Genomic DNA, 22142 nt, shown 5'->3' with positions numbered 1-22142 from the left:
TTTATTAGTATGTTTTAAAAAGTGTGCAAATATAATCTTATTATTTGAATGTTTAAAAGATTAAAAAAATCTAAATTTATTGTTAATAAAATATTATGTATGCATATAAAATTATTAAACTTTACGTTATATTTGCTGAACTAACCAATACAATAACTATTTATGAAAAAAATTACCTTATTATTATTTTTAATTTCTTTTAGCAGTTTATTTGCACAAAAACAAGTCTCTGGAGTTGTAAAAGACAACAATGGTGCAGCTTTAATAGGTGTAAATGTTGTAGAAAAAGGAACTTCTAATGGTGTTACTACCGATATTGATGGAGCTTATAAAATTAAAGTTAAAGAAAATGCAACTTTAATATTTTCTTATGTTGGATTCGAAACAATTGAAAAAAGCACAGCTAATACTTCTACTGTCGATGCAGTTTTAGCCGATGGTCAAACCTTAGAAGAAGTTCAAATTGTAGGTTCAAGAAACACAAAAAGAACAGTTATAAACTCAGCTGTTCCCATAGATATAATTGATGTAAAAAGTGTAACTACACAAAGCGGAAAAATTGAAATTAATGAATTACTTCAATATGCTGCGCCATCTTTTAATGCAAATAAACAATCAGGTTCTGACGGTGCAGATCACGTTGATCCAGCTTCGTTAAGAGGAATGGGACCAGATCAAACCTTGGTTTTAATTAACGGAAAAAGAAGACATCAATCGTCATTAATAAATTTATTTGGAACTCGTGGAAGAGGAAATACTGGTACAGATTTAAATGCAATTCCAGCAACATCTATTAAAAGAATTGAAATTTTAAGAGATGGAGCAGCAGCACAATATGGCTCTGATGCAATTGCTGGTGTAATTAATATTGTATTAAATGATAATGTTAATGAACTTACCGGAACAGTAACTTATGGCGCATATAAAACTGATGCTCCAGGAGATTTTCCTGTTGGAACTGCCAATACTCCAGATTACTTTTTAGATCAAAATGGTAACGGAAATTCTATTGGAAAAAATAGAAAATTTGATGGTAATTCATTAAAAATAGGAGCAAACTATGGTGTGAAGCTTGGTAAAAAAGGTGGTTATGTTAACTTTACAGGTGAATATTTAACTAAAGAAAAAACATTGCGCCCAGGTTTTGACTTTAGAAAAGGGTTTGGTGAAGCAGAAATTGTTAGTACCAATTTTATGGCTAACTTATCGCTTCCTGTTACTGAAAAAATTGACTTTTATGCTTTTGGAGGTATTAATTTAAGAGACACAGATGCTTATGCTTTTACAAGAAATGGTGGAGCAAGAGTTGTAGAATCTATTTATCCAGGTGGATTTACACCAAGAATTACATCTAATATTATTGATAATTCAATTGCAGCTGGTTTTAGAACAAAAACAACAAGCGGATGGAAAATAGATTTAAGTAATACTTTTGGTAAAAACACTTTTGATTATAGAATTAAAGGAACAATCAATGCTTCTTTAGAAGCTGCTTCTCCAAGAGAGTTTGATGCTGGTGGTCATAGTTTAAGTCAAAATACAACAAATTTAGATTTTTCTAAAAACTATAGTTCTGTTTTAAATGGTTTAAATTTTGCATTTGGTGCTGAGTTTCGTGCCGAAAGATTTGAAATTTTTGCTGGCGAAGAAGGTTCTTATGCAACTTATGATACTGCAGGAAATCCAATAACTGATCCTACAACACAATTTGCTCCAATTGATCCAATATCTGGTGATCCAAGACCTGGAGGATCACAAGGTTTTCCGGGTTACAGTCCGAAAAACGTTGTAAGCGAAGGTAGAACAAGCAAATCATTATATGCAGATGCCGAACTAGATGTTTCTAAAGAGTTTATGATGAGTGCAGCTTTGCGTTATGAAAATTATAGCGATTTTGGAAATACTTTAAATTTTAAATTTTCATACAAACTAAAATTGAATAACTATGTAAGTTTAAGAAGTTCATTTAGTTCTGGTTTTAGAGCTCCTTCATTGGCTCAAATATATTATAACACAAGTTTTACAAACTTTAGTAGCTCTGGAGCAACAGAAGTTTTACTTTCTGGAAACGAAAGTCCAGTTACAAAAGCATTTGGAATTGGAAAACTTAATGAAGAAACTTCTAACAATGGATCGGTTGGTTTTACTGCTAATTACAAAAATTTTACTGCTACAATTGATGGTTATCTAATAAATGTAAAAGACAGAATTGTTTTAACAGGATATTTTGATGCATCATCATTAGGACTTAATGTTGACGCAGCTCAATTTTTTACAAATGGTGTAAATACTAGAACTCAAGGTATAGATTTAGTTCTAGGATGGAAAAAAACTTATGGAGATTCTAAAATTGGTGCTACAATTATTGGTAACATTAATGATATGAAAATTACTAAAGTAAAAAATGGAACATTAGATGAGCAAACTTTCTTTGGAGAAAGAGACAAAGCATTTTTGTTGGCTTCTGCACCATCTAATAAATTTTCTTTGAATTTAAATTATGGTTACAAATGGTTTGACAGTGGTTTAGCATTTACTAGATTTAGCGAAGTAAAACTATTAGATTACCAAGTTTATGAAGATGTTGCTGATTATGGTGATTCTTTTCAAAATCAAATAAATGCTGCGACTGATACTTATGGTGCTAAAATTGTAACCGATTTAACTTTCGGATTTAAATTAACTAAAGCATTTAAATTAACTGTTGGAGCTAATAATTTATTAAATATTTATCCTGATCAACAAGACGACTGGGTTGAAGCTGGTGGATATTGGGATGCTGTTCAAATGGGATTCAGTGGAGCATACTACTATACTAGACTTGGTTTTAGATTCTAAAATTTAATGTTTTTTATAAATTAAAATCTCGAGTTAATTCTCGAGATTTTTTTGTTTATATACCAAAAGTGTGAATTATATAATTATTAAAAAAAATTATAAAACAGTAAAATAGCAATACCAACTAAATTTGTATCATATTAATATTTAAACAATTATTATGAAAGCTATAACCTTATCACTGACATTATTATTTGCAACTATTGCAATGCAATCTCAAAATACAAATGTTTTAAAAACTACAGAAACTACGGTAACTACGGTTAAAGACTCTGAAGGAGAAAAGAAATCTATTAAAAAAGAAGAGACACAAGAAATTCAAAAAATTGAACTTAAAGAAGAAAAACCAAATACATTAAATATTGAGATGAAAGAATCTCCTGTAGAAGTTATAAAAACAACTCAAATTACTAATGCAGATGGTACTACTAGGACTGTAGATATTGACCGTTCTGGTTATTATATGGGTGATAATAACACCAAATATAAAATTGCCTTAGATTCTAGAGGATATACTTTAGTTACTGATGGAAGTAAAAGACCTGGTTTATTGAGAAAAACTTCTATTAATACTTATATCTACAGAAATAAAAACACTACAGCAATAAGCTATTTTGATACAGAAGGAAACTTAGTTATAGAAACTTATGATTATAAAACAGATACTGTAACTACAAAAAAATACTTACGAGAAAAATAAAAATTGCTATTGAAAAGGGAAAAATTGTTAATAATAAAGAAAATCCTAAGAGTAGTGCTTAGGATTTTTTTTTGCAATATATATAATTATAAATTATTCTTCAGGAATATTGTTAATTATTTCTTGCTCTTCATCAGTTGCTACTAGTCCAGAAAGGTTCCAATAATTAGATAGTATTACGTTTTTTTTATTAAAAAGTGTTTTGTCTTTAAAAACTTCACTTTCAGAATAAGTATAACTTTGATTACTGAAGTTTGTAGTAACAAAGTAATTTTTAACCTCGATTTTTATAGTTCTTTTTTTCTCAATTCGTTCAAAACCAATTTCTTCTTTAGAACTAACTAAATAATAATTATCATCATCTAATCTATAAATTGATTTAAAATAAGATTTTAATAAATTTTTAGAACCAACTGAAGTTTTATCTTTTTTTTGTGCAACTCTACTTGGATCAAGAGTTGAACTTACTTCAATAATTATTTTTTTCTTAGTATCATATAATATTGTAAAAGTGTCTAACAATCCTTTAATTTCGTCTGTTGGAGTAACAGTCATTAAATAATAATCTTTATTAGCAGAATATCCTTTTAAAACAAAATCATATTCTTTTTTGGCTTTAGGTTCTAAAATAATATTAAGATATTTAAAATTGTAATAATTTTCCATAATATTATTTAGATTGTATCCCAAAAGATCATTGCTTATTTTGTCATCAATTAAGCCAAAAGTTCTATTTTGTTCAACCAAAACATCTGTTTTAAAATCTTTTTTATTGCCTAATATTTGAAAATTCATCAATCCATCATTATAACATGAATAGTCACCATTTACTTTAAAAAATTCTCTGCAATATACTTTCAACCTTGCTGGAACAGTTAATTTTTTTATAGAATTAACTATTATTCCTTTCAATATTAATTGAGGATGTCTTTTAGTAATAATAATCTCTTCAAGTTCATTAATGATATTTTTTAGATAAATAATATTATCAACTTCTTTAAGAGTATTTGATCTAATTGTAATCTGTTTATAGGAAGAATGTGATATTTGAATATTTGAAGCGCCACTTAAAACAAAACCAACCATTCCTTGAGAATTGCTTAATAAAATTTGTTTGGTTTTCATTATAAAAACACTAACATCTTCTATTGGAAGATTAGTAACGTCGTCTTTAAAAATAATTTTTTTCTCATTATCTTGTGACGAAACTTGATAACAAAATATCAAAAAGAAAATTAATAAATAATTTTTCATATTAAGTTTAATGTAAAGCAAATTTAACACAACTTGAATATAAAGTTTTATACTACAAAAAAATAGTTATTCAGATAGTTTTCAACAATTTAAAACAAAAAAAAATCCTAAAAATTATTTTTCAGGATTTTAATATTTTATTCGTTATGTAAAAAAGATTGCCTATTTAAAAGGGTTTCTTCGCTTTCTACAAAGTTATCATCTGGTACACAACAATCAACTGGACAAACAGCTGCACATTGTGGTTCATCATGAAAACCTTTACACTCGGTACATTTGCCTGGAACAATGTAATAAATATCGTCAGAAACTGGAGTTTGAGCAGCATCGGCATCAATTTCTGTACCATCAGGAAGTATTACTTTTCCTTTTAACTTTGTACCATCTTTATATCGCCAATCGTCTGCTCCTTCATAAATTGCAGTATTTGGACATTCTGGTTCACAAGCTCCACAATTAATACATTCGTCAGTTATTATTATTGCCATTTTTAAAAAGTTAGTAGTTGGAAGTTAGAAGTTGGAAGAAAAATGAAATTCTTCTTATTTTGACTAATAACTTATTAAACCTTATTTTTGTGCAAAATTACAATCTAAACTAGTCATATACAAATCTAAATGAATTCTATTAACACAAAATTGTCTTTTGTTGAATTAGGGAAGTTTTTAAACCAATTTTCACTAGATAATAACATTAAAAACGATGCTGTTTTAAACAATGATTTGTTTTATGATGACTTTATTTCCTTAATCGAATTATCACAATCACATAACGGTTGGTTTACTCAAGAGCAAGTTTATTTTTCAATAAATTCATGGGCAAATGCTTTAACAGAGGATAGTTTAAACAAATGGCTATCTGCATATAATTTTAATAAATCAACACCAAAAACTGTTGGGTTAATACTTGCAGGAAATATTCCGTTGGTTGGTTTTCATGATTTTTTATCAGTTTTAATTTCTGGTCATAAAGTTTTGGTAAAAACTTCTACTAATGATCAATATTTAATTAAGTTTTTAACAAAATATTTAATTTCTATAAATCCAAAAATTCAAGATTTTATTACATTTACTGATGTAAAATTAGAAAATTTCGATGCAATAATTGCAACAGGAAGTAATAATACTGCTAGATATTTTGAGTTTTATTTTAAAAATAAACCAAGTATTATTCGCAAAAATAGAAATTCTGTTGCCGTTTTAAACGGAAAAGAAACTCATATAGATTTAGTAAATTTGGGAGAAGATATCTTTAGATATTTTGGATTAGGATGTCGCAACGTTTCTAAATTATTAGTTCCACAAGGATATAATTTTGATAAATTTTTTAATGCAATTTATGCTTATAAAGATGTTATTTATTATGAAAAATATTCTAATAATTACGATTATAATAAAGCAGTTTTTTTAATGAGTAATTTCAAATTATTAGATAATGAATTTATTACTATAAAAGAAGATACAAGTTATTCTTCTCCAATTTCTTCTGTTTTTTATGAGTTTTATCAAAATATAGATGATGTTAAAATTCTATTAGAAAATGATTCCGAAAAAATTCAATGCATTGTTTCAAATGATTTAATTGAAAATTCAATTTCATTTGGAGCAACTCAAAAACCTCAGCTTTGGGATTATGCTGATAATGTTGATACTATACAATTTCTATTAACTTTATAAATTAAAACAAATTAGTATGTTATTCACTAAAACGTTTTTGTTAATAACATTGAATTTCTACTAATAAATAATAGTATCATATTTCAAAGCTATTTCCGAAATTTGCAGCTTAAAATTTGGAAACTAAACCATGAAAAAACACAATTATAGCGCCGGACCATGTATTTTACCTCAAGAAGTGTTTGAGAAATCGGCTCAAGCCATTTTAAACTTTAACAATTCTGATTTATCTCTTCTAGAAATTTCGCACAGAAGTAAAGATTTCGTAGCAGTAATGGATGATGCAAGAGCATTAGCATTAGAACTTTTAGGATTAGAAGGAAAAGGTTATCAGGCATTATTTCTTTCTGGTGGCGCAAGTTTAGAGTTTTTGATGGTTCCATATAATTTAATGAAATTAAACGGAAAAGCAGCTTATCTTGACACTGGTACTTGGGCAAGCAATGCAATAAAAGAAGCTAAACATTTTGGCGAAACAATAGTCGTAGCATCATCAAAAGAGCAAAACTATAATTATATACCTAAAGATTATTTAATTCTAGAAGACGCATCTTATTTTCATTGTACTAGCAATAATACTATTTTTGGAACTCAAATGAAATCATTTCCAAAAACTACAATGCCAATGGTTTGCGATATGAGTTCAGATATTTTTTCTAGAACTTTAGATTTTTCAAAATTTGATTTAATTTATGCTGGAGCGCAAAAAAATATGGGACCAGCAGGAACTACTTTAGTTGTTGTAAAAGAAGAAATATTAGGAAAATCAGAACGATATATTCCAAGTATGTTAGATTATCAAAAACATATTGCCGCAGAAAGTATGTATAATACGCCAGCAGTTTTCCCAATTTATGCATCGCTTTTAACACTTCAATGGCTAAAAAATCTTGGCGGAATTGCCGCAATTGAAAAAATAAACGAAGCAAAAGCCAAGTTACTTTACACAGAAATAGATAGAAATCCATTATTTAAAGGTGCAGCTGTAATAGAAGATAGAAGTATCATGAATGCTACTTTTTTATTAAACGATGAAAACCATGCTTCACTATTTGATAAAATGTGCAAAGAAGCTGGAATTTCTGGTTTGCCAGGTCATCGTTCTGTTGGAGGTTATCGAGCTTCGATGTATAATGCCTTGCCTCTAGAAAGTGTTCAAGTATTGGTAGATGTGATGAAAGAATTGGAAAAAAGTGTTTAGTAATATAATTTTAGTTTTCTGTAAAAAAAATAAATTAAAAATAAATTAAAAATAATTAGCATCGAAAGACGCTAAAATAAATTCAGCATAAAAAATGAAAGTATTAGCCAACGACGGAATATCTAATAGTGGAATCAAAGCATTAGAAAAAGGCGGTTTTGAAGTAATTACAACCAAAGTTGCTCAAGAACAAGTAGCCAATTTTATAAATACCAATAATGTTTCTGTACTATTAGTTAGAAGCGCAACCAAAGTAAGACAAGATATTATTGATTCTTGCCCAGGATTAAAAATAATTGGTCGTGGTGGAGTAGGAATGGATAATATTGATGTTGATTATGCTAGATCAAAAGGAAAACATGTCATAAATACACCAGCATCTTCAAGTGAAAGTGTTGCCGAATTGGTATTTGCACATTTGTTTTCTGGAGTTAGATTCTTGCACGATTCTAACAGAAGTATGCCATTAGAAGGTGATTTGAATTTTGATGGATTAAAAAAAGCTTACGCAAATGGTATTGAACTTCGAGGAAAAACTATAGGAATTATTGGGTTTGGAAGAATTGGTCAATCGGTTGCTAAAATGGCACTTGGTTTAGGAATGAAAGTTATTGCGGCAGATAAATTTGTTGGAAAAGCCGAAATTAGAGTTGACTTTTATAATGGTCAATTTATTAATGTAGAAATTATAACAGAACCATTAGAAGACTTGTATAAACATTCAGATTTTATTACACTTCATATTCCTTCACAAGATGGATATGTCATTGATACTGCAGAGATTGCTCAAATGAAAGACAATGTTGGAATAATAAATTGTGCTCGTGGTGGCGTAATAAATGAAGTTGCTTTAATTGAAGCTTTAGATAATGAAAAAGTTCTTTTTGCAGGATTAGATGTTTTTGAAAATGAACCAAATCCCGAAATACAAATACTAATGCATCCCAAAATTTCTTTAACACCACACATAGGAGCAGCAACTCAAGAAGCACAAGATAGAATTGGCACAGAACTTGCAGAGCAGGTTATTAGTTTGTTAAAAACTAAAAACTAATAATATAAATTAATATCATACATTTGATATCATCAACTTTTAAAAAATAAAATTATGGCAGGTCTAATGGATTTATTAAACAGCGATTTAGGAAAACAAATTATCGCTGGTGTTAGTGGACAAGCTGGTACAAATGAAGGAGAAACTTCTTCTGTTTTGGCATCAGTATTACCTGCTTTAGTAGGCGCAATGCAAAACAATGCATCAACTCCAGAAGGACAAGGTGGATTGCTTGGAGCATTACTTGGCGGAAAACACGATGGAGGAATGTTAGATAATTTATCTGGCTTACTTGGTGGAGATAAAACTGAAGAAGGCGAAAAAATTTTAGGTCACGTTCTTGGAGAAAATCAAGAAAATGTTCAAAATCAAGTTAGTCAAAATACGGGTATTAGCTCTGATAAAATTGCAATGATTATGAAAATTGCAGCGCCAATTTTAATGGCATATTTAGCTAGAAAAGCACAATCTAGTGGTTTAAATAATAATGGCGAAACAACTTCTGGTGGAGGTTTATCTGATATTCTTGGTGGATTACTTGGTGGTGGACAATCACAAAATCAAGCTCAAGCACAACCTCAACAATCTGGTAGTGGAAGTATTTTAACATCAATTCTAGATCAAGATGGCGATGGTCAGTTAGGTCTTGGTGATGCAGTTTCTGCAATGACTAAAAAAGGTGGTTTAGGTGGATTACTTGGGAATCTTTTTGGTAAAAAATAATTTTAAAAAACAAATAATATGTTTGATCAACTTACAGAATTAGTAAAACAATTTGGTGGCGAAGCAGTGGTTAATAATCCTGCAGTTCCAAATGAACAAAATGAAGCCGTTATGGAAGAAACAGGAGGTTCAATACTTTCTGGTCTTAAAGATATGGTTGCTGGTGGAAATCTTGGCGATTTAACAGGAATGTTAACTGGTAAAACACCTATTGATATGAACAATCCAGTTGTTAAAGAATTAGCAGAAAAAGTAACAGGAAATTTAGGTTCTAAATTTGGATTATCTCCAGAAGCTGCAGGCGGTGTTGCTGGTGGATTAATTCCTCAAGTATTAAACGGATTGGTAAATAAAGCCAAAGATCCAAACCAACCAGGTTTTAATGTAACCGATTTAGTTGGTGCAATTTCTGGTGGAAATGGTGGCGGATTGATGGATGCTGTTTCTAAATATGGCGGAATGTTTGGGCTTGACCAAGATGGTGATGGAAAAGTTGGAATGAGTGATGCAGTTTCGGCAGTTACAAAAAAATCTGGAGGACTTGGTGGTCTGTTAGGAAAACTTTTTGGCGGAAAATAAATTCTTTTCAAATAAAAAACATCAAAAACATTCTAATTTTTTAGAATGTTTTTTTTGTTAAAATCAATTTAAAATATAACCTAACTAATTGCTTTTTAATACCTTTATAAAAAAAAAGATGAAAAATATAATTTATGTTTTATTGATTATTTTTTCTATAATGAGTTGTACTTCTAATAAAAGTTTAGTTCAAGACCATAAAAAAGATATATCCAATTCTAAACCATCGGATACAATTCATATAAAAAATGAAGAATTAGAATATGAAGTAATAATTATTGATGGCGGATATACTTCTTGGCTAAATAGTGTAGCACAACCTAGAGGATATTATTCAGAAAATTTTCTTGAATCTAGAAACCGCATTTTTGTTGCCGAATGGAACAATAGATTTCTTCAACCGCAACGATATAACAGTAATTTATATGAAATGCAAATAAATTATAACCCAAGTATTCATTATGGCTATGAGGTTAACTATTTGATTTATAATTATTTAATTTATTTTCAAATTAAAAATAAACAACAACTTGCAGGATTTGTCCCTAGACCATAATTTTATTTAAATTTGCACAAGTTTTTAATATAATGAGCAACTTTAAACAACGCTGGAACATCACATCTAATTGGCACGTTTTTGTAATATTAGTAGTATTTGCAATTACAGGTTCAACATCTGCAATTATAGCAAAACCAATTTTAGCTTTTTTTGGCATTGCTAAAGATAATGTTTCGAATTGGATTTATTATCCGCTTTATATTTTTTTGATTTTTCCTGTTTATCAAATTCTCCTAGTAACTTTTGGGTTTATTTTTGGTCAATTTAAATTCTTTTGGGAATTTGAAAAGAAAATGTTGCGAAGTATAAAACTAGGATTTATAGCTAACTATTTCGAAAAATAAAAAAAAAGGAACTATTGAAGTTCCTTAAATTTTTGTTCGTTTTCCTCTTTTTTAATGATGTAGGTGTAAATCCAAGTCAATGTAAAAGTTGGAATAAAGTCACTAAATGGTAATATCTCTTCAAGAAATTCTATAATTCCACCAACTTTACCAATTGTACCTTTATACATATAGGAAAGCATTAAACCTGCAATTGGAGCCCAAATTGTATCGGCAAATTCTCCTAAAAAAGGAACTAGATAAGTAAGCATACCAACTAAATCTAGAATTATTCCTAAAAATAAATTTCTTTGTTTATTGCTTAAATTTATTAATGTATCTGATTGTAATATCATTTTAAATTTTATTATTTAATAATGATATTACAAATCTAATGCCAAATTATTTTTCTTGTTTTATCATATTAAAAAAATCATTTCGATTTTCTTTTTCATTAAATATTCCTCCATATTGAATTGTCGATGTGTAACTTGATTCATCCTTGATTCCTCGACTAGACACACATAAATGTTTGGCTTCCATAACAACAATTACATTTTCTGTGTCTAAAACTGTTTTTAGCTCATTAAATATTTGCATAATCAATCGTTCTTGCACTTGAGGTCGACGCGAAAAATAATCAACTATTCTGTTCAATTTAGATAATCCAATAACTTTTCCGCTAGAAACATAACCAACATGAGCTTTTCCTATTATGGGTAAAAAGTGATGTTCACAGGTCGAGTTAAAACTAATATTGGCTTCAACTAGCATTTTGTCATAATGATAACTGTTATCAAATATTGAAATCTTTGGCTTGTTTTTAGGATTTAATCCCGAAAATATTTCCTGAACAAACATTTTTGCAACTCTATGCGGAGTTCCTTTTAGACTATCATCGGTCATGTCTAATCCTATTTCATCCATAATTCTATGAAAATAGTTTTCAATAGTTATCATTTTTTCTGAATCCGATTTTATAAAAGCATCTGGTTTTAATGGAGTTTCTGCAGATGTCATTTGATGGTTATCGCCAATCAATTCTTGAATTTCTTTTTCGGTTAATGTGTTCATGGCTATTTTAAAATTTTATTTTGTTTAACAAAAATACAAAATAATTAAACAATATTTTTACTTTAACTTTAATTTATTATTTATAAACAATAATAAAATTGTAGGAAGCATGAATTTTACAAAATACTTTGTTACTTTGTGAAAAATTGAAGCATGATTAAAGCCAAAAATATCCATAAATATTATGATAAACTTCACGTTCTAAAAGGTGTTGATTTGCATATAGAAAAAGGAGAAATTGTATCTATTGTAGGAGCATCTGGAGCAGGAAAAACAACACTTTTACAAATATTAGGAACATTAGATAAACCATCACTTGTTGAAGAAAATTCATTAATTATTAATAATGAAGAAGTTCTAAAAATGAATGATAAAATTTTATCAAAATTTAGAAATCAACACTTGGGTTTTATATTTCAATTTCATCAATTATTACCAGAATTTACAGCTTTAGAAAACGTTTGTATTCCTGCTTACATTGGAGGAAAAGAAAAAAAAGAAACCGAAGCTGAAGCCAAACGATTGTTAGAATACTTGGGTTTATCTCACAGAATTGGGCATAAACCAAATGAACTTTCTGGAGGTGAACAACAACGAGTTGCTGTTGCAAGAGCATTAATAAATAAACCATCTGTAATTTTTGCTGATGAACCCTCTGGAAATTTAGATACTGCATCTGCAGAAAATTTGCATAAATTATTTTTTAAACTTCGTGAAGAATTTGGGCAAACCTTTGTTATTGTAACACACAATGAAGAATTAGCAAATATGGCAGACCGAAAATTAATTATGATTGATGGTGCAATTAGTAATTAATTTATATTTCATAAGATTCAAAAAAATCTAATGCTATAGGTTTAGAAATAAATTTTTTAACATTTTTATATTTCTTAGCTCTAGTAATTTCAGAATTATCAATTGTGGATGAAACTACATAAATATTTAATTGTTCTGAAAAAGGACAATTTTTTATTGACTCTAGAAATTGCCAACCATCAATATTAGGCATATTTAAATCTAGAAAAATAATATCTGGCATTTTCTTATTATTTTTGTAATTATCATTCAATTCTTCAATAACCAATTCGGCATCTGTAAAATTTTTAATTTCATCAAACTTCATAGATTTTTCTATGATTTTTTTAAACAATAAAACAAAAATTAGATCATCATCTATAATATATGTAGAATGAAATTTTTTCATTATAATTGAATTTTAAAAGTTGTACCTATTCCTAATTCACTTTCTATACCAATTGAACCACCTAAAACTTCAACATGATTTTTGGTCATAAACAATCCAAGTCCTGTTGCATCAGTATTGTTATGAAATGTTTTATACATTCCAAAAATTTTGTTTTTATATTTTACTAAATCAATTCCTAATCCGTTATCAGAAAAAGTTATTATTAATTTATTATTTGTTTTTTGAGCATTAATATTTATTATCGGATTTCTTTTAGGTGATTTATATTTTATTGCATTAGTTGTTAAATTTAAAATTATACTATCAAAATAAGACGGAATGGTATTGATTTCTAAGTCATTAGCAATATCAAGGTTGATTTTTACTTTTTCTTTTTTTATTATACCATTAACACTAGCTAAAGTACTTTCTATAGCAGATTTTACATTTATTTTAACTTTATCACTTTCGTTTTCTAATCTAACTTTTATAGTTTCGTTTAAATGAAATATAGTTTCAGATAATTTATTATTACTAACTTTTAATAATTTGAAGTATTGGTTTTTTTCATTTTCATCTTTGCAATCCTCAATTAAATCAATAATCATTGACATATTGCTAGTGTTTGATCTTATATTATGTGAGATTATATGAGTAAAATCTAGTAGTTTTTCGTTTAATCTTTTTGATAAAGAGTATAATTTTTTTATTTTTTCTTCGGCTCTTTTCAATGCAGAAATATCTCTAGAAACAATTATATACTTTATATATTTTCCTTTTTTATCATAAATAACACTTATAGAATCTTCTCTCCAAATATATTTTCCTTTTTTACTTTTAATCCTAAATTCGTATAGAAAGCATTTAGATTTTTTTTCAAGATTTAAATAAACTTTCTTTTTTACTCCTGTAACATCATCTTTGTGAATGGTATTAAAAATATCTTCTAGTTTCATATTGTAAACCTCATCTTGTTTAAACCCAAGTAAATTACAATATGATGATGAAATATATGTGATAACGCTATTCTCAATCACCAAAAAACCATCATTAGAATTCTCTGTAATTAAGCTTAACTTTCTTTCATTTTCTAAAACAATTTTTTCTAACTCTAATCGTTTATATTGTTCTGCCTTGATAACTAAAATATCACATAATGATCTTATAAATCCTAAATCTGCCTCAGACCAAACTCTTGGGTCATCTCTATGTTCACAACAAAAAACACCAACTAATTCTCCATACTTTTCTAATAGGAATATCTAACATGTCTGTAATTCCTAGCGGAATTAAATAATCATCTTTTAATTCACTAGTATATTTATTAGTAAGAACATTATCGGCAACAATTGCAATGCCATCTTTTAAAGCATTAAAATAAATTGGTAAATCAATTGAATTTAGAACACCTTCCTTAAAGTGCTTGTTTTTATTCTTATCAAATAAATCAACACATGATAAATTATGGTTATTAATTTCCCAATAACTTGCTCTATCAATATTGAGACCTTCAGTAGCAATAACTGTAAAAAGTTCATATATTGATGAATTTGTAGAAAACTCATTTACAGAAAATTTGTATAATTTGAGTAACAAATCAAAATGGATTTTACTGTACAATAAGTTTTTGTTGATATCACTCATATATAAATTGCTAACAATGAATATTTTGTATAAAATTAATAAATTATTTTACAATACATAATGTTAAAGTATAATAATTAATAAAATTCTTATAATTATAACATAAAAATGTTTATAAATGTATGATAAGATATAATCATGATGTTTAAATTAGAGTTTTTTTTTAATAAATTTGAAAATATTATTAAATTATGGTATTAATTATTTTATCTTGGATTTATATTTTCTTTACTACTATCAATCTTGGTTATGGTCTTGAAAAAATCATTTCTATAAAACAAAGAAACCTAGTTATAACCTCTTTTTTAGGATTATTTTCTGCAACAATCCTTGGAAGTATTTGGGCAATTTTTGGAAGAATAAATATAGAATTTCATGTTTTTTTATTAGTTATTAATTTTTTTATTATAGCAAAATATAAATTTGAAATAATACAAATTTATAAATCATTTATAAAAAAAATTAAAGAACTAGAGTTTGGTTTGCAATTTTTTTTAGTAATAATATCTGTTCTTATCTTGGCTCAATGTGCTTCGATTCCGTATATAATCGATAATGAAAGTTATTATATCCAAACTATTAAATGGATAAACGAATATGGTTTTGTTAAAGGTTTGGCAAATCTTCATATATTCTTAGCTCAAACAAGTGGTTGGCATGTAGCACAAAGTATTTTTAACTTCTCATTTTTATATAAAAACTTCAATGATTTAAGTGGTTTTTGTCTTTTATTAGGAAATATATTTGCTATTTTTAAGTTGAATTCTTATTTTAAAAATCAAAAAAAATCCTTTCTTATTGCTGGATTATTGCCATTTGCAAATGTTTTTTTCTTTCAGTTTATAAGTGCTCCTTCACCAGATATTGCAGTTTATATTCTAACTTTTATACTTCTTTTTTATTTTATAAAAGGGTATAAAAAAACCAAAATTGAAGATTTTAATTTAATAACAATTCTAACGCTGTTTATTCTATTTATAAAACCAACTTCAATACTTATTGCACTAATTCCGATAACTTTACAATTATTAAATTTTAAAAAATTAATTAAAACAATGTATATTCCAACATTGGTTAGTATTCTTGTTTTAGTAGTTTTTATAACTAAGAATTTATTAATAACTGGTTATCCTTTGTTTCCATTAACCAATTTTAATTTGAGCTTTGATTATGCTGTTCCCAAGAATGTTATGCAATACTTTTTTTCAGAAAATATGCGCTACTCATTTTTTATTTCAGAAACTGATTTAAAAAATTTATCACCAATTAAAATTGCAATAAAATGGTTGTTTTCTAGCAATATAAACTCAATTTTCAATATTTTAACTTTAATAGTTTTTACGTTATCGCCAATTTTTATTTATAAATATTTCAATAAAAAATCGGTTTGGATTATTTATCTTGTAATGCTTATTCAATTGATGTTTTTACTAATAATTGCACCACAATATCGTTTTTTTATTCATTTAACTTTATTTCTTAGTTTTCTAATGTTTGCAAGTTGGTTTACACATAGAAAATACATATTATTAGGATATTTTGTCTCAACATTATTGGTGATTATTGTTGTTTTCTTTCCTATAAGTTTTAAAGGTTTAACCCAAAATAAATTGATTAGTAAAAACAGTAATTTCAATATAGAAAACACAATTTTTCCGCACAACAATACTAAATGGAAAACCAACTTTCAAAAACATCAAAAAGGTAATTTAATATACAATTCTCCAATAAATAATTACTTCTTTTGGGGAACAGGAAATGGCGATTTACCAGCTGTTAATATTGATCAATTAAACTATTTTGAAAAATATTTTTATGTAATTCCGCAGCAAAGAACCAACAACTTAAAAGATGGTTTTTATCCCAAAAAACTTTCTGAGAATGAATAAATCTGACCTAAAATCATTTTTAGACGAAAAAGTTGAACTGTATAATAATCCTAAATTTATAGAATCTGATCCAATTCAAATTCCGCATAGCTTTTCATTAAAAGAAGACATTGAAATTTCAGGATTTCTATCGGCAACAATTGCTTGGGGAAATCGCAAAATGATAATCAATAATTCTAAAAAAATGATGCTTTTATTAGGCAATTCTCCTTTTGATTTCGTCATGTCACATTCAGAAAATGATATAGAAAAACTAGACAACTTTGTTCATCGCACTTTTAACAATCAAGATTTAAAAACTTTTATTAAAGGATTACAACATATTTATAAAAACCATGATGGTTTAGAAAGTGTATTTGCAAAAAACCAAGAAGAAAATTCTATGCAAAAAAGCATTTCTGAATTCAAAAAAACTTTTTTTGAGATAAACCACCAAAACCGAACCCAAAAACACATTTCAGATCCATTAAACAACTCTGCAGCCAAAAGACTCAACATGTTTCTTCGGTGGATGGTTCGAAAAGACAACAAAGGTGTTGATTTTGGAATCTGGAAAACCATTCCAAACTCAGCATTATCTTGTCCTTTAGATGTTCATTCTGGAAATGTTGCTAGAAAATTAGAATTACTAACTCGAAAACAAAACGATGCAAAAGCATTACATGAACTCGACACAAACCTAAGAGTTTTAGATAAAAATGACCCTGTAAAATATGATTTTGCACTTTTTGGATTAGGAGTTTTTGAAAAGTTTTAATTTTTGATATTGAGTTTGTTTTTTTTTGAAATTGATATTGATATTGCAATTGATATTGAATTTTTATCCTATTTTTGCTAAAATCAAAACACAACACACAAACATGCTTATTATTGGAATTGCAGGCGGAACAGGTTCAGGAAAAACAACAGTTGTTCATCAAATAATGAATGAATTACCAGAAACCGAAGTCGGAATTATATCTCAAGATTCCTATTATAAACAAAATGTAGGTATGAGTTATGAAGAACGAAGCAATATTAATTTTGATCATCCAAGAGCAATAGATTTTGAACTTTTAGTACAACATCTAAAAGATTTAAAAGCCAATAAAATCATTGATCAACCAGTTTATTCTTTTGTAACTCACAACAGAACAGACGATACCATATCAACACATCCAAGAAAAGTAATGATTGTAGAAGGTATTTTAATCCTTTCAAATCCAGAACTTCGCGACATGTTTGATATAAAAGTTTACGTTCATGCCGATTCTGACGAAAGATTAATTCGTCGATTAAAACGTGACATTGCAGAACGTGGTCGCGATATGGAAGAAGTTCTAAATCGTTATCAAACGACTTTAAAACCAATGCATCAACAATTTATAGAACCAACCAAAGCATTTGCCGACATTATTATTCCAAACGATAAATACAACACAGTTGCAATCGACGTTGTTCGTGCAGTAATTAATCAAAGATTAACCTAAATTAGAAACTTTATTAAATGAAAAATTGGTATCAAAACTTAATAAGTGATTATCCATTTCTTAAATTTTTAGGAAGTAGATACACCTTAGTTTTGCTTTTTTTTATAATTTGGATGCTGTTTCTTGACAACTATTCTTATCTAGACCATCGTGTTTTAAATAAAGAAATTAACGAACTCGAAGACAACAAAGAATATTACAAACAAGAAATTGAAAAAGATAAAAAAAATATAAAAAATCTAAACAATCCAGGTCAAACAGAACGATATGCTCGCGAAAAATATTTTATGAAAAAAGACAGCGAAGATATTTATATTATTGACATTGAAGAAGATAAATTGAAAGACAGTTTAGAAAGAGCGAATCAGTAGGCATTTTTGCAAATGCATTTCCTGCTGTCCGAACCGCATGGCGGTTTTCTCCCATCAGGGCTAAATAGTTATGTCTAAATTAGAATTTCAAAATAATAACAACAATAAATTCCAGAATTCGTGAGCAAAACCAACACACTTTTTTCAGAATTCAATTCTATTTCTTCCAAACAATGGAAACAACAAATACAATATGATTTAAAAGGAGAAGATTATAACAATACTCTAGTTTGGGAAAGTCCAGAAGGTATTAAAGTAAAACCATTTTATCATAGTGATGAAACCAATTCTAAAATTGAAGCAATCACACCACAAAATGCCTTTTCAATACTACAAAACATATTTGTTCACGACATAAAAAAATCTAATGAAAGAGCATTAGATTCGATAAATCGAGGTGCAGAAAGTATACGTTTTACAATAGAAAACAAAACCATTTCTTTAGAAGATTTAATGCAAAACCTTCCTTTAGAAAAAATAACTTATTATTTTTATTTGCCATTTCTTTCAATCGATTTTGTTAACGAAATAAAAAAATTTTCTATTAATAATAAAGCCAATTTTATAATACAATTAGATCCAATTGGTCAACTTTGCAAAGAAGGAAACTGGTTTGAAAATCTAGAAAAAGATTTTGAAAAATTAAATGTAATTTCTAAAAATATTTTACCACAAAACATAAAATTACAAGAAAACAATTCTCATCCTTTGGAAGAATTCCCGAAAGGCGAGGTGGCTTTTTTAAATATAAACGCATCAATTTACCAAAATGCTGGTGCTAATATGGTGCAACAATTGGCATATACTTTAGCTCATATTAATGAATATTTTAATAAACATGTTTCTTTACATCATCCAATAACAATAGAAGTTTCTGTAGGAACAAATTATTTTTTTGAAATTGCTAAAATTCGTGCATTGCGATTATTATTTGCAACATTAGCCAAAGAATACAATTACAAATTCGATTGTAATATTATTGTTACGCCTACAAAACGTAACAAAACAATTTATGATTATAATGTAAACATGCTTCGCACAACAACCGAATGTATGTCTGCAATTCTTGGTGGTGCAAACTCAATTGCCAATTTACCTTATGATAATTTATATCACAAAGACAACGAATTTGGAGATAGAATTGCAAGAAATCAATTGCTAATTCTAAAGCATGAAAGCTATTTTGACAAAGTAAATAATCCAACCGATGGCACCTATTATATTGAATCATTAACCGAACAACTTGCCGAAAAAGCACTAATTCATTTCAAAGAAATTGAAGCCAATGGAGGATTCATCAAGCAATTAATTGAAGGTACAATTCAAAAAAAAATTCAAGAAAGTACACAAAAAGAACAAGAATTATTCGATACTGGAAAAGAAATTTTGTTAGGTACCAATAAATATCCCAACAAAAACGATAGAATGAAACATGATTTAGAGTTATTTCCATTTGTTAAGCAAAACCCAAGAAAAACTTTAATTATACCAATTATTGAAAAAAGATTGGCCGAAAAACTTGAGCAAGAACGTTTATCTCTAGAACAATAACCATGAGAAAAAACATCCAAAATATCACATTAAAAAAATCCAATCATCAAATTCCAAATTCCAACAACCTGGAACTTGAAACTTTAAACTTGGAACAAAATTTTATAACAGCAGAAGGCATTGAGCTAAAATCAACCTACTCCAAACAAGATATTGATGGAATGGAACATTTAGATTTTGCCGCAGGTTTGGCACCAAATCTTCGCGGTCCATATTCAACAATGTTTGTGCGTCGTCCATGGACAATTCGTCAATATGCAGGATTTTCTACTGCTCAAGAAAGTAATGCTTTTTATAGAAGAAATCTTGCAGCAGGTCAAAAAGGACTTTCAGTTGCATTTGATTTAGCAACGCATCGCGGTTATGATTCAGATCACGAAAGAGTTTATGGCGATGTAGGAAAAGCTGGTGTTGCCATAGATTCGGTTGAAGATATGAAAATATTATTTGACCAAATTCCACTTGACGAAATGTCGGTTTCAATGACTATGAATGGTGCAGTTTTGCCAATTATGGCATTTTATATTGTGGCAGCCGAAGAACAAGGCGTTGCACCAGAATTACTTTCAGGCACTATCCAAAACGATATTTTGAAAGAATTTATGGTACGAAATACCTATATCTATCCGCCAACTCCATCGATGAAAATCATTGCTGATATTTTTGAATATACAAGCAAGAAAATGCCAAAATTCAATTCTATTTCTATTTCTGGATATCACATGCAAGAAGCTGGAGCAACTGCCGATATTGAATTAGCATATACTTTAGCCGACGGTTTAGAATACATTAGAACAGGACTTTCAACTGGAATGAAAATTGACGAATTTGCACCAAGATTATCCTTTTTTTGGGCAATAGGAATGAATCATTTTATGGAAATTGCCAAAATGAGAGCAGGAAGAATGTTGTGGGCAAAATTATTAAAGCAATTTCATCCAAAAGACGAAAAATCATTGGCATTAAGAACTCATTGTCAAACATCTGGTTGGAGTTTAACAGAGCAAGATCCTTTTAATAATGTGGCTCGAACCACTATTGAAGCAGCAGCAGCAGCTTTTGGAGGAACTCAATCCTTGCACACCAATGCATTAGATGAAGCAATAGCATTACCAACAGATTTTTCTGCAAGAATAGCCAGAAATACCCAAATATATTTGCAAGAAGAAACCAAAATTTGCAAAACTGTTGATCCTTGGGCAGGAAGTTATTATGTTGAAAGTTTAACCAAAGAAATTGCCGATAAAGCTTGGAAATTAATACAAGAAGTTGAAGAATTGGGAGGAATGACCAAAGCCATAGAAGCAGGAATTCCAAAATTACGTATTGAAGAAGCGGCTGCAAGAAAGCAAGCCAGAATTGATAGTAGTCAAGATATTATTGTTGGAGTAAATAAATATCGTTTAGAAAAAGAAGATCCATTACATATTTTGGATGTCGATAACGATATGGTTAGAAAACAACAGATAGAACGATTGACACAAATAAAAACAACACGCGATAACAATAAAGTAAAACAATCTTTAGAAAAACTTACTGATTGTGCAAAAAACTCTAATGATAATCTTTTATCTTTGGCAGTAGAAGCAGCAAGAAATAGAGCAACACTTGGAGAAATAAGCGATGCACTCGAAGCTGTTTTTGGAAGATATAAAGCACAAATTAGATCCTTTAGTGGCGTGTATAGCAAAGAAATAAAAAACGACGAAAGCTTTGAAAAAGCAAAACAATTGGCTGACGAATTCTCTAAAAAAGAAGGTCGACGACCACGAATTATGATTGCCAAAATGGGACAAGATGGTCATGATCGTGGAGCCAAAGTTGTAGCAACTGGTTATGCCGATTTGGGTTTTGATGTAGATATTGGACCACTTTTTCAAACTCCAGCCGAAGCAGCTAAACAAGCTGTAGAAAACGACGTGCATATTCTTGGAGTTTCCTCACTTGCTGCAGGACACAAAACACTTGTTCCGCAAGTTATAGAAGAACTAAAAAAACATGGACGCCAAGATATTATGGTAATTGTTGGTGGCGTAATACCAAAGCAAGAT

General features: G+C 28.5%; 23 protein-coding genes. 16 read left to right on the top strand and 7 right to left on the bottom strand.

Annotation, left to right across the window (positions count from 1 at the left end; translation table 11 throughout):
• Positions 1 to 162: 162 nt before the first annotated feature.
• Both ACH2BO_RS11190 and ACH2BO_RS11185 read left to right on the top strand, forming a co-directional pair.
• Positions 163 to 2838 (top strand): TonB-dependent receptor domain-containing protein, encoded by a 2676-nt coding sequence (locus ACH2BO_RS11190; protein ID WP_395044827.1) that lies wholly within the window; start codon positions 163 to 165, stop codon positions 2836 to 2838.
• Between the two features lie 160 nt (positions 2839 to 2998).
• Complete coding sequence (locus ACH2BO_RS11185) at positions 2999 to 3538, top strand: hypothetical protein (RefSeq protein ID WP_395044826.1); 540 nt, start codon at positions 2999 to 3001, stop codon at positions 3536 to 3538.
• Positions 3539 to 3631: 93 nt separating this feature from the next.
• On the opposite strand, the gene ACH2BO_RS11180 is transcribed toward ACH2BO_RS11185, so the two are convergent.
• Positions 3632 to 4792: a hypothetical protein gene (locus ACH2BO_RS11180; RefSeq protein ID WP_395044825.1), complete on the bottom strand. Its 1161-nt coding sequence runs from the start codon at positions 4790 to 4792 to the stop codon at positions 3632 to 3634.
• A gap of 137 nt (positions 4793 to 4929) precedes the next feature.
• Positions 4930 to 5280, bottom strand: a complete 351-nt coding sequence (locus ACH2BO_RS11175) for a 4Fe-4S dicluster domain-containing protein (protein WP_395044824.1) — start codon at positions 5278 to 5280, stop codon at positions 4930 to 4932.
• A gap of 129 nt (positions 5281 to 5409) precedes the next feature.
• Between ACH2BO_RS11175 and ACH2BO_RS11170 the strand changes: the two genes are divergently transcribed.
• The 7 genes from ACH2BO_RS11170 (at position 5410) to ACH2BO_RS11140 (ending at position 10928) form a co-directional block, all read left to right on the top strand.
• Positions 5410 to 6468 (top strand): acyl-CoA reductase, encoded by a 1059-nt coding sequence (locus tag ACH2BO_RS11170; protein ID WP_395044823.1) that lies wholly within the window; start codon positions 5410 to 5412, stop codon positions 6466 to 6468.
• 130 nt (positions 6469 to 6598) lie between these two features.
• Positions 6599 to 7669, top strand: a complete 1071-nt coding sequence (gene serC / locus ACH2BO_RS11165) for a 3-phosphoserine/phosphohydroxythreonine transaminase (RefSeq protein WP_395044822.1) — start codon at positions 6599 to 6601, stop codon at positions 7667 to 7669.
• Between the two features lie 94 nt (positions 7670 to 7763).
• Positions 7764 to 8723 carry a D-2-hydroxyacid dehydrogenase gene (locus ACH2BO_RS11160; protein ID WP_395044821.1) on the top strand — a complete coding sequence of 320 codons (960 nt, stop codon included), beginning with the start codon at positions 7764 to 7766 and terminating at the stop codon, positions 8721 to 8723.
• A gap of 54 nt (positions 8724 to 8777) precedes the next feature.
• Complete coding sequence (locus tag ACH2BO_RS11155; RefSeq protein WP_395044820.1) at positions 8778 to 9446, top strand: DUF937 domain-containing protein; 669 nt, start codon at positions 8778 to 8780, stop codon at positions 9444 to 9446.
• A gap of 18 nt (positions 9447 to 9464) precedes the next feature.
• Positions 9465 to 10025, top strand: coding sequence for a hypothetical protein (locus ACH2BO_RS11150; protein WP_395044819.1), 561 nt, complete (start codon positions 9465 to 9467; stop codon positions 10023 to 10025).
• Positions 10026 to 10143: 118 nt separating this feature from the next.
• Positions 10144 to 10581, top strand: a complete 438-nt coding sequence (locus ACH2BO_RS11145; RefSeq protein ID WP_395044818.1) for a DUF6146 family protein — start codon at positions 10144 to 10146, stop codon at positions 10579 to 10581.
• 32 nt (positions 10582 to 10613) lie between these two features.
• Positions 10614 to 10928: a DUF6787 family protein gene (locus ACH2BO_RS11140; protein ID WP_395044817.1), complete on the top strand. Its 315-nt coding sequence runs from the start codon at positions 10614 to 10616 to the stop codon at positions 10926 to 10928.
• 11 nt (positions 10929 to 10939) lie between these two features.
• Here the strand turns inward: ACH2BO_RS11140 and ACH2BO_RS11135 are convergent, their stop codons facing one another.
• The gene (locus ACH2BO_RS11135) at positions 10940 to 11263 is read right to left on the bottom strand and encodes a hypothetical protein (RefSeq protein WP_395044816.1); all 324 of its coding nucleotides are present in this window, start codon (positions 11261 to 11263) and stop codon (positions 10940 to 10942) included.
• Positions 11264 to 11309: 46 nt separating this feature from the next.
• Positions 11310 to 11981 carry a GTP cyclohydrolase I FolE gene (gene folE / locus ACH2BO_RS11130; RefSeq protein WP_395044815.1) on the bottom strand — a complete coding sequence of 224 codons (672 nt, stop codon included), beginning with the start codon at positions 11979 to 11981 and terminating at the stop codon, positions 11310 to 11312.
• A gap of 153 nt (positions 11982 to 12134) precedes the next feature.
• On the opposite strand from folE, the gene ACH2BO_RS11125 reads away from it, so the two are divergent.
• On the top strand, positions 12135 to 12797 hold the full coding sequence (locus ACH2BO_RS11125; RefSeq protein WP_395044814.1) for an ABC transporter ATP-binding protein: 663 nt from the start codon (positions 12135 to 12137) through the stop codon (positions 12795 to 12797).
• A 1-nt stretch (position 12798) separates the two neighbouring features.
• On the opposite strand, the gene ACH2BO_RS11120 is transcribed toward ACH2BO_RS11125, so the two are convergent.
• The 3 genes from ACH2BO_RS11120 to ACH2BO_RS11110 form a co-directional block, all read right to left on the bottom strand.
• On the bottom strand, positions 12799 to 13185 hold the full coding sequence (locus ACH2BO_RS11120; RefSeq protein WP_395044813.1) for a response regulator: 387 nt from the start codon (positions 13183 to 13185) through the stop codon (positions 12799 to 12801).
• On the bottom strand, positions 13185 to 14267 hold the full coding sequence (locus ACH2BO_RS11115; protein WP_395044831.1) for a PAS domain S-box protein: 1083 nt from the start codon (positions 14265 to 14267) through the stop codon (positions 13185 to 13187). Before ACH2BO_RS11115 ends, ACH2BO_RS11120 begins: the two co-directional genes overlap by 1 nt.
• 112 nt (positions 14268 to 14379) lie before the next feature.
• A complete protein-coding gene (locus tag ACH2BO_RS11110; protein ID WP_395044812.1) occupies positions 14380 to 14811 on the bottom strand; it encodes a hypothetical protein in 432 nt (143 codons plus the stop codon).
• A gap of 191 nt (positions 14812 to 15002) precedes the next feature.
• Between ACH2BO_RS11110 and ACH2BO_RS11105 the strand changes: the two genes are divergently transcribed.
• The 6 genes from ACH2BO_RS11105 to scpA form a co-directional block, all read left to right on the top strand.
• Positions 15003 to 16700, top strand: a complete 1698-nt coding sequence (locus tag ACH2BO_RS11105) for an LIC_10190 family membrane protein (protein WP_395044811.1) — start codon at positions 15003 to 15005, stop codon at positions 16698 to 16700.
• Positions 16693 to 17457, top strand: a complete 765-nt coding sequence (locus ACH2BO_RS11100; RefSeq protein ID WP_395044810.1) for a TIGR02757 family protein — start codon at positions 16693 to 16695, stop codon at positions 17455 to 17457. The genes ACH2BO_RS11105 and ACH2BO_RS11100 overlap by 8 nt, the downstream gene beginning before the upstream one ends.
• A 103-nt stretch (positions 17458 to 17560) precedes the next feature.
• On the top strand, positions 17561 to 18169 hold the full coding sequence (gene udk / locus ACH2BO_RS11095; protein WP_395044809.1) for a uridine kinase: 609 nt from the start codon (positions 17561 to 17563) through the stop codon (positions 18167 to 18169).
• A gap of 17 nt (positions 18170 to 18186) precedes the next feature.
• Positions 18187 to 18540 (top strand): septum formation initiator family protein, encoded by a 354-nt coding sequence (locus ACH2BO_RS11090; RefSeq protein WP_395044808.1) that lies wholly within the window; start codon positions 18187 to 18189, stop codon positions 18538 to 18540.
• 120 nt (positions 18541 to 18660) lie between these two features.
• Positions 18661 to 20091, top strand: coding sequence for a methylmalonyl-CoA mutase subunit beta (locus tag ACH2BO_RS11085; RefSeq protein WP_395044807.1), 1431 nt, complete (start codon positions 18661 to 18663; stop codon positions 20089 to 20091).
• A 2-nt stretch (positions 20092 to 20093) separates the two neighbouring features.
• The coding region (gene scpA / locus ACH2BO_RS11080) for a methylmalonyl-CoA mutase (RefSeq protein ID WP_395044806.1) at positions 20094 to 22142 on the top strand (2049 nt) is incomplete at its 3' end.

Source organism: Flavobacterium sp., assembly GCF_043773265.1.
Lineage (GTDB): Bacteria > Bacteroidota > Bacteroidia > Flavobacteriales > Flavobacteriaceae > Flavobacterium.
The sequence above is the reverse complement of the archived record's forward strand: the minus strand, read 5'-3'. Positions and strand labels throughout refer to the sequence as shown.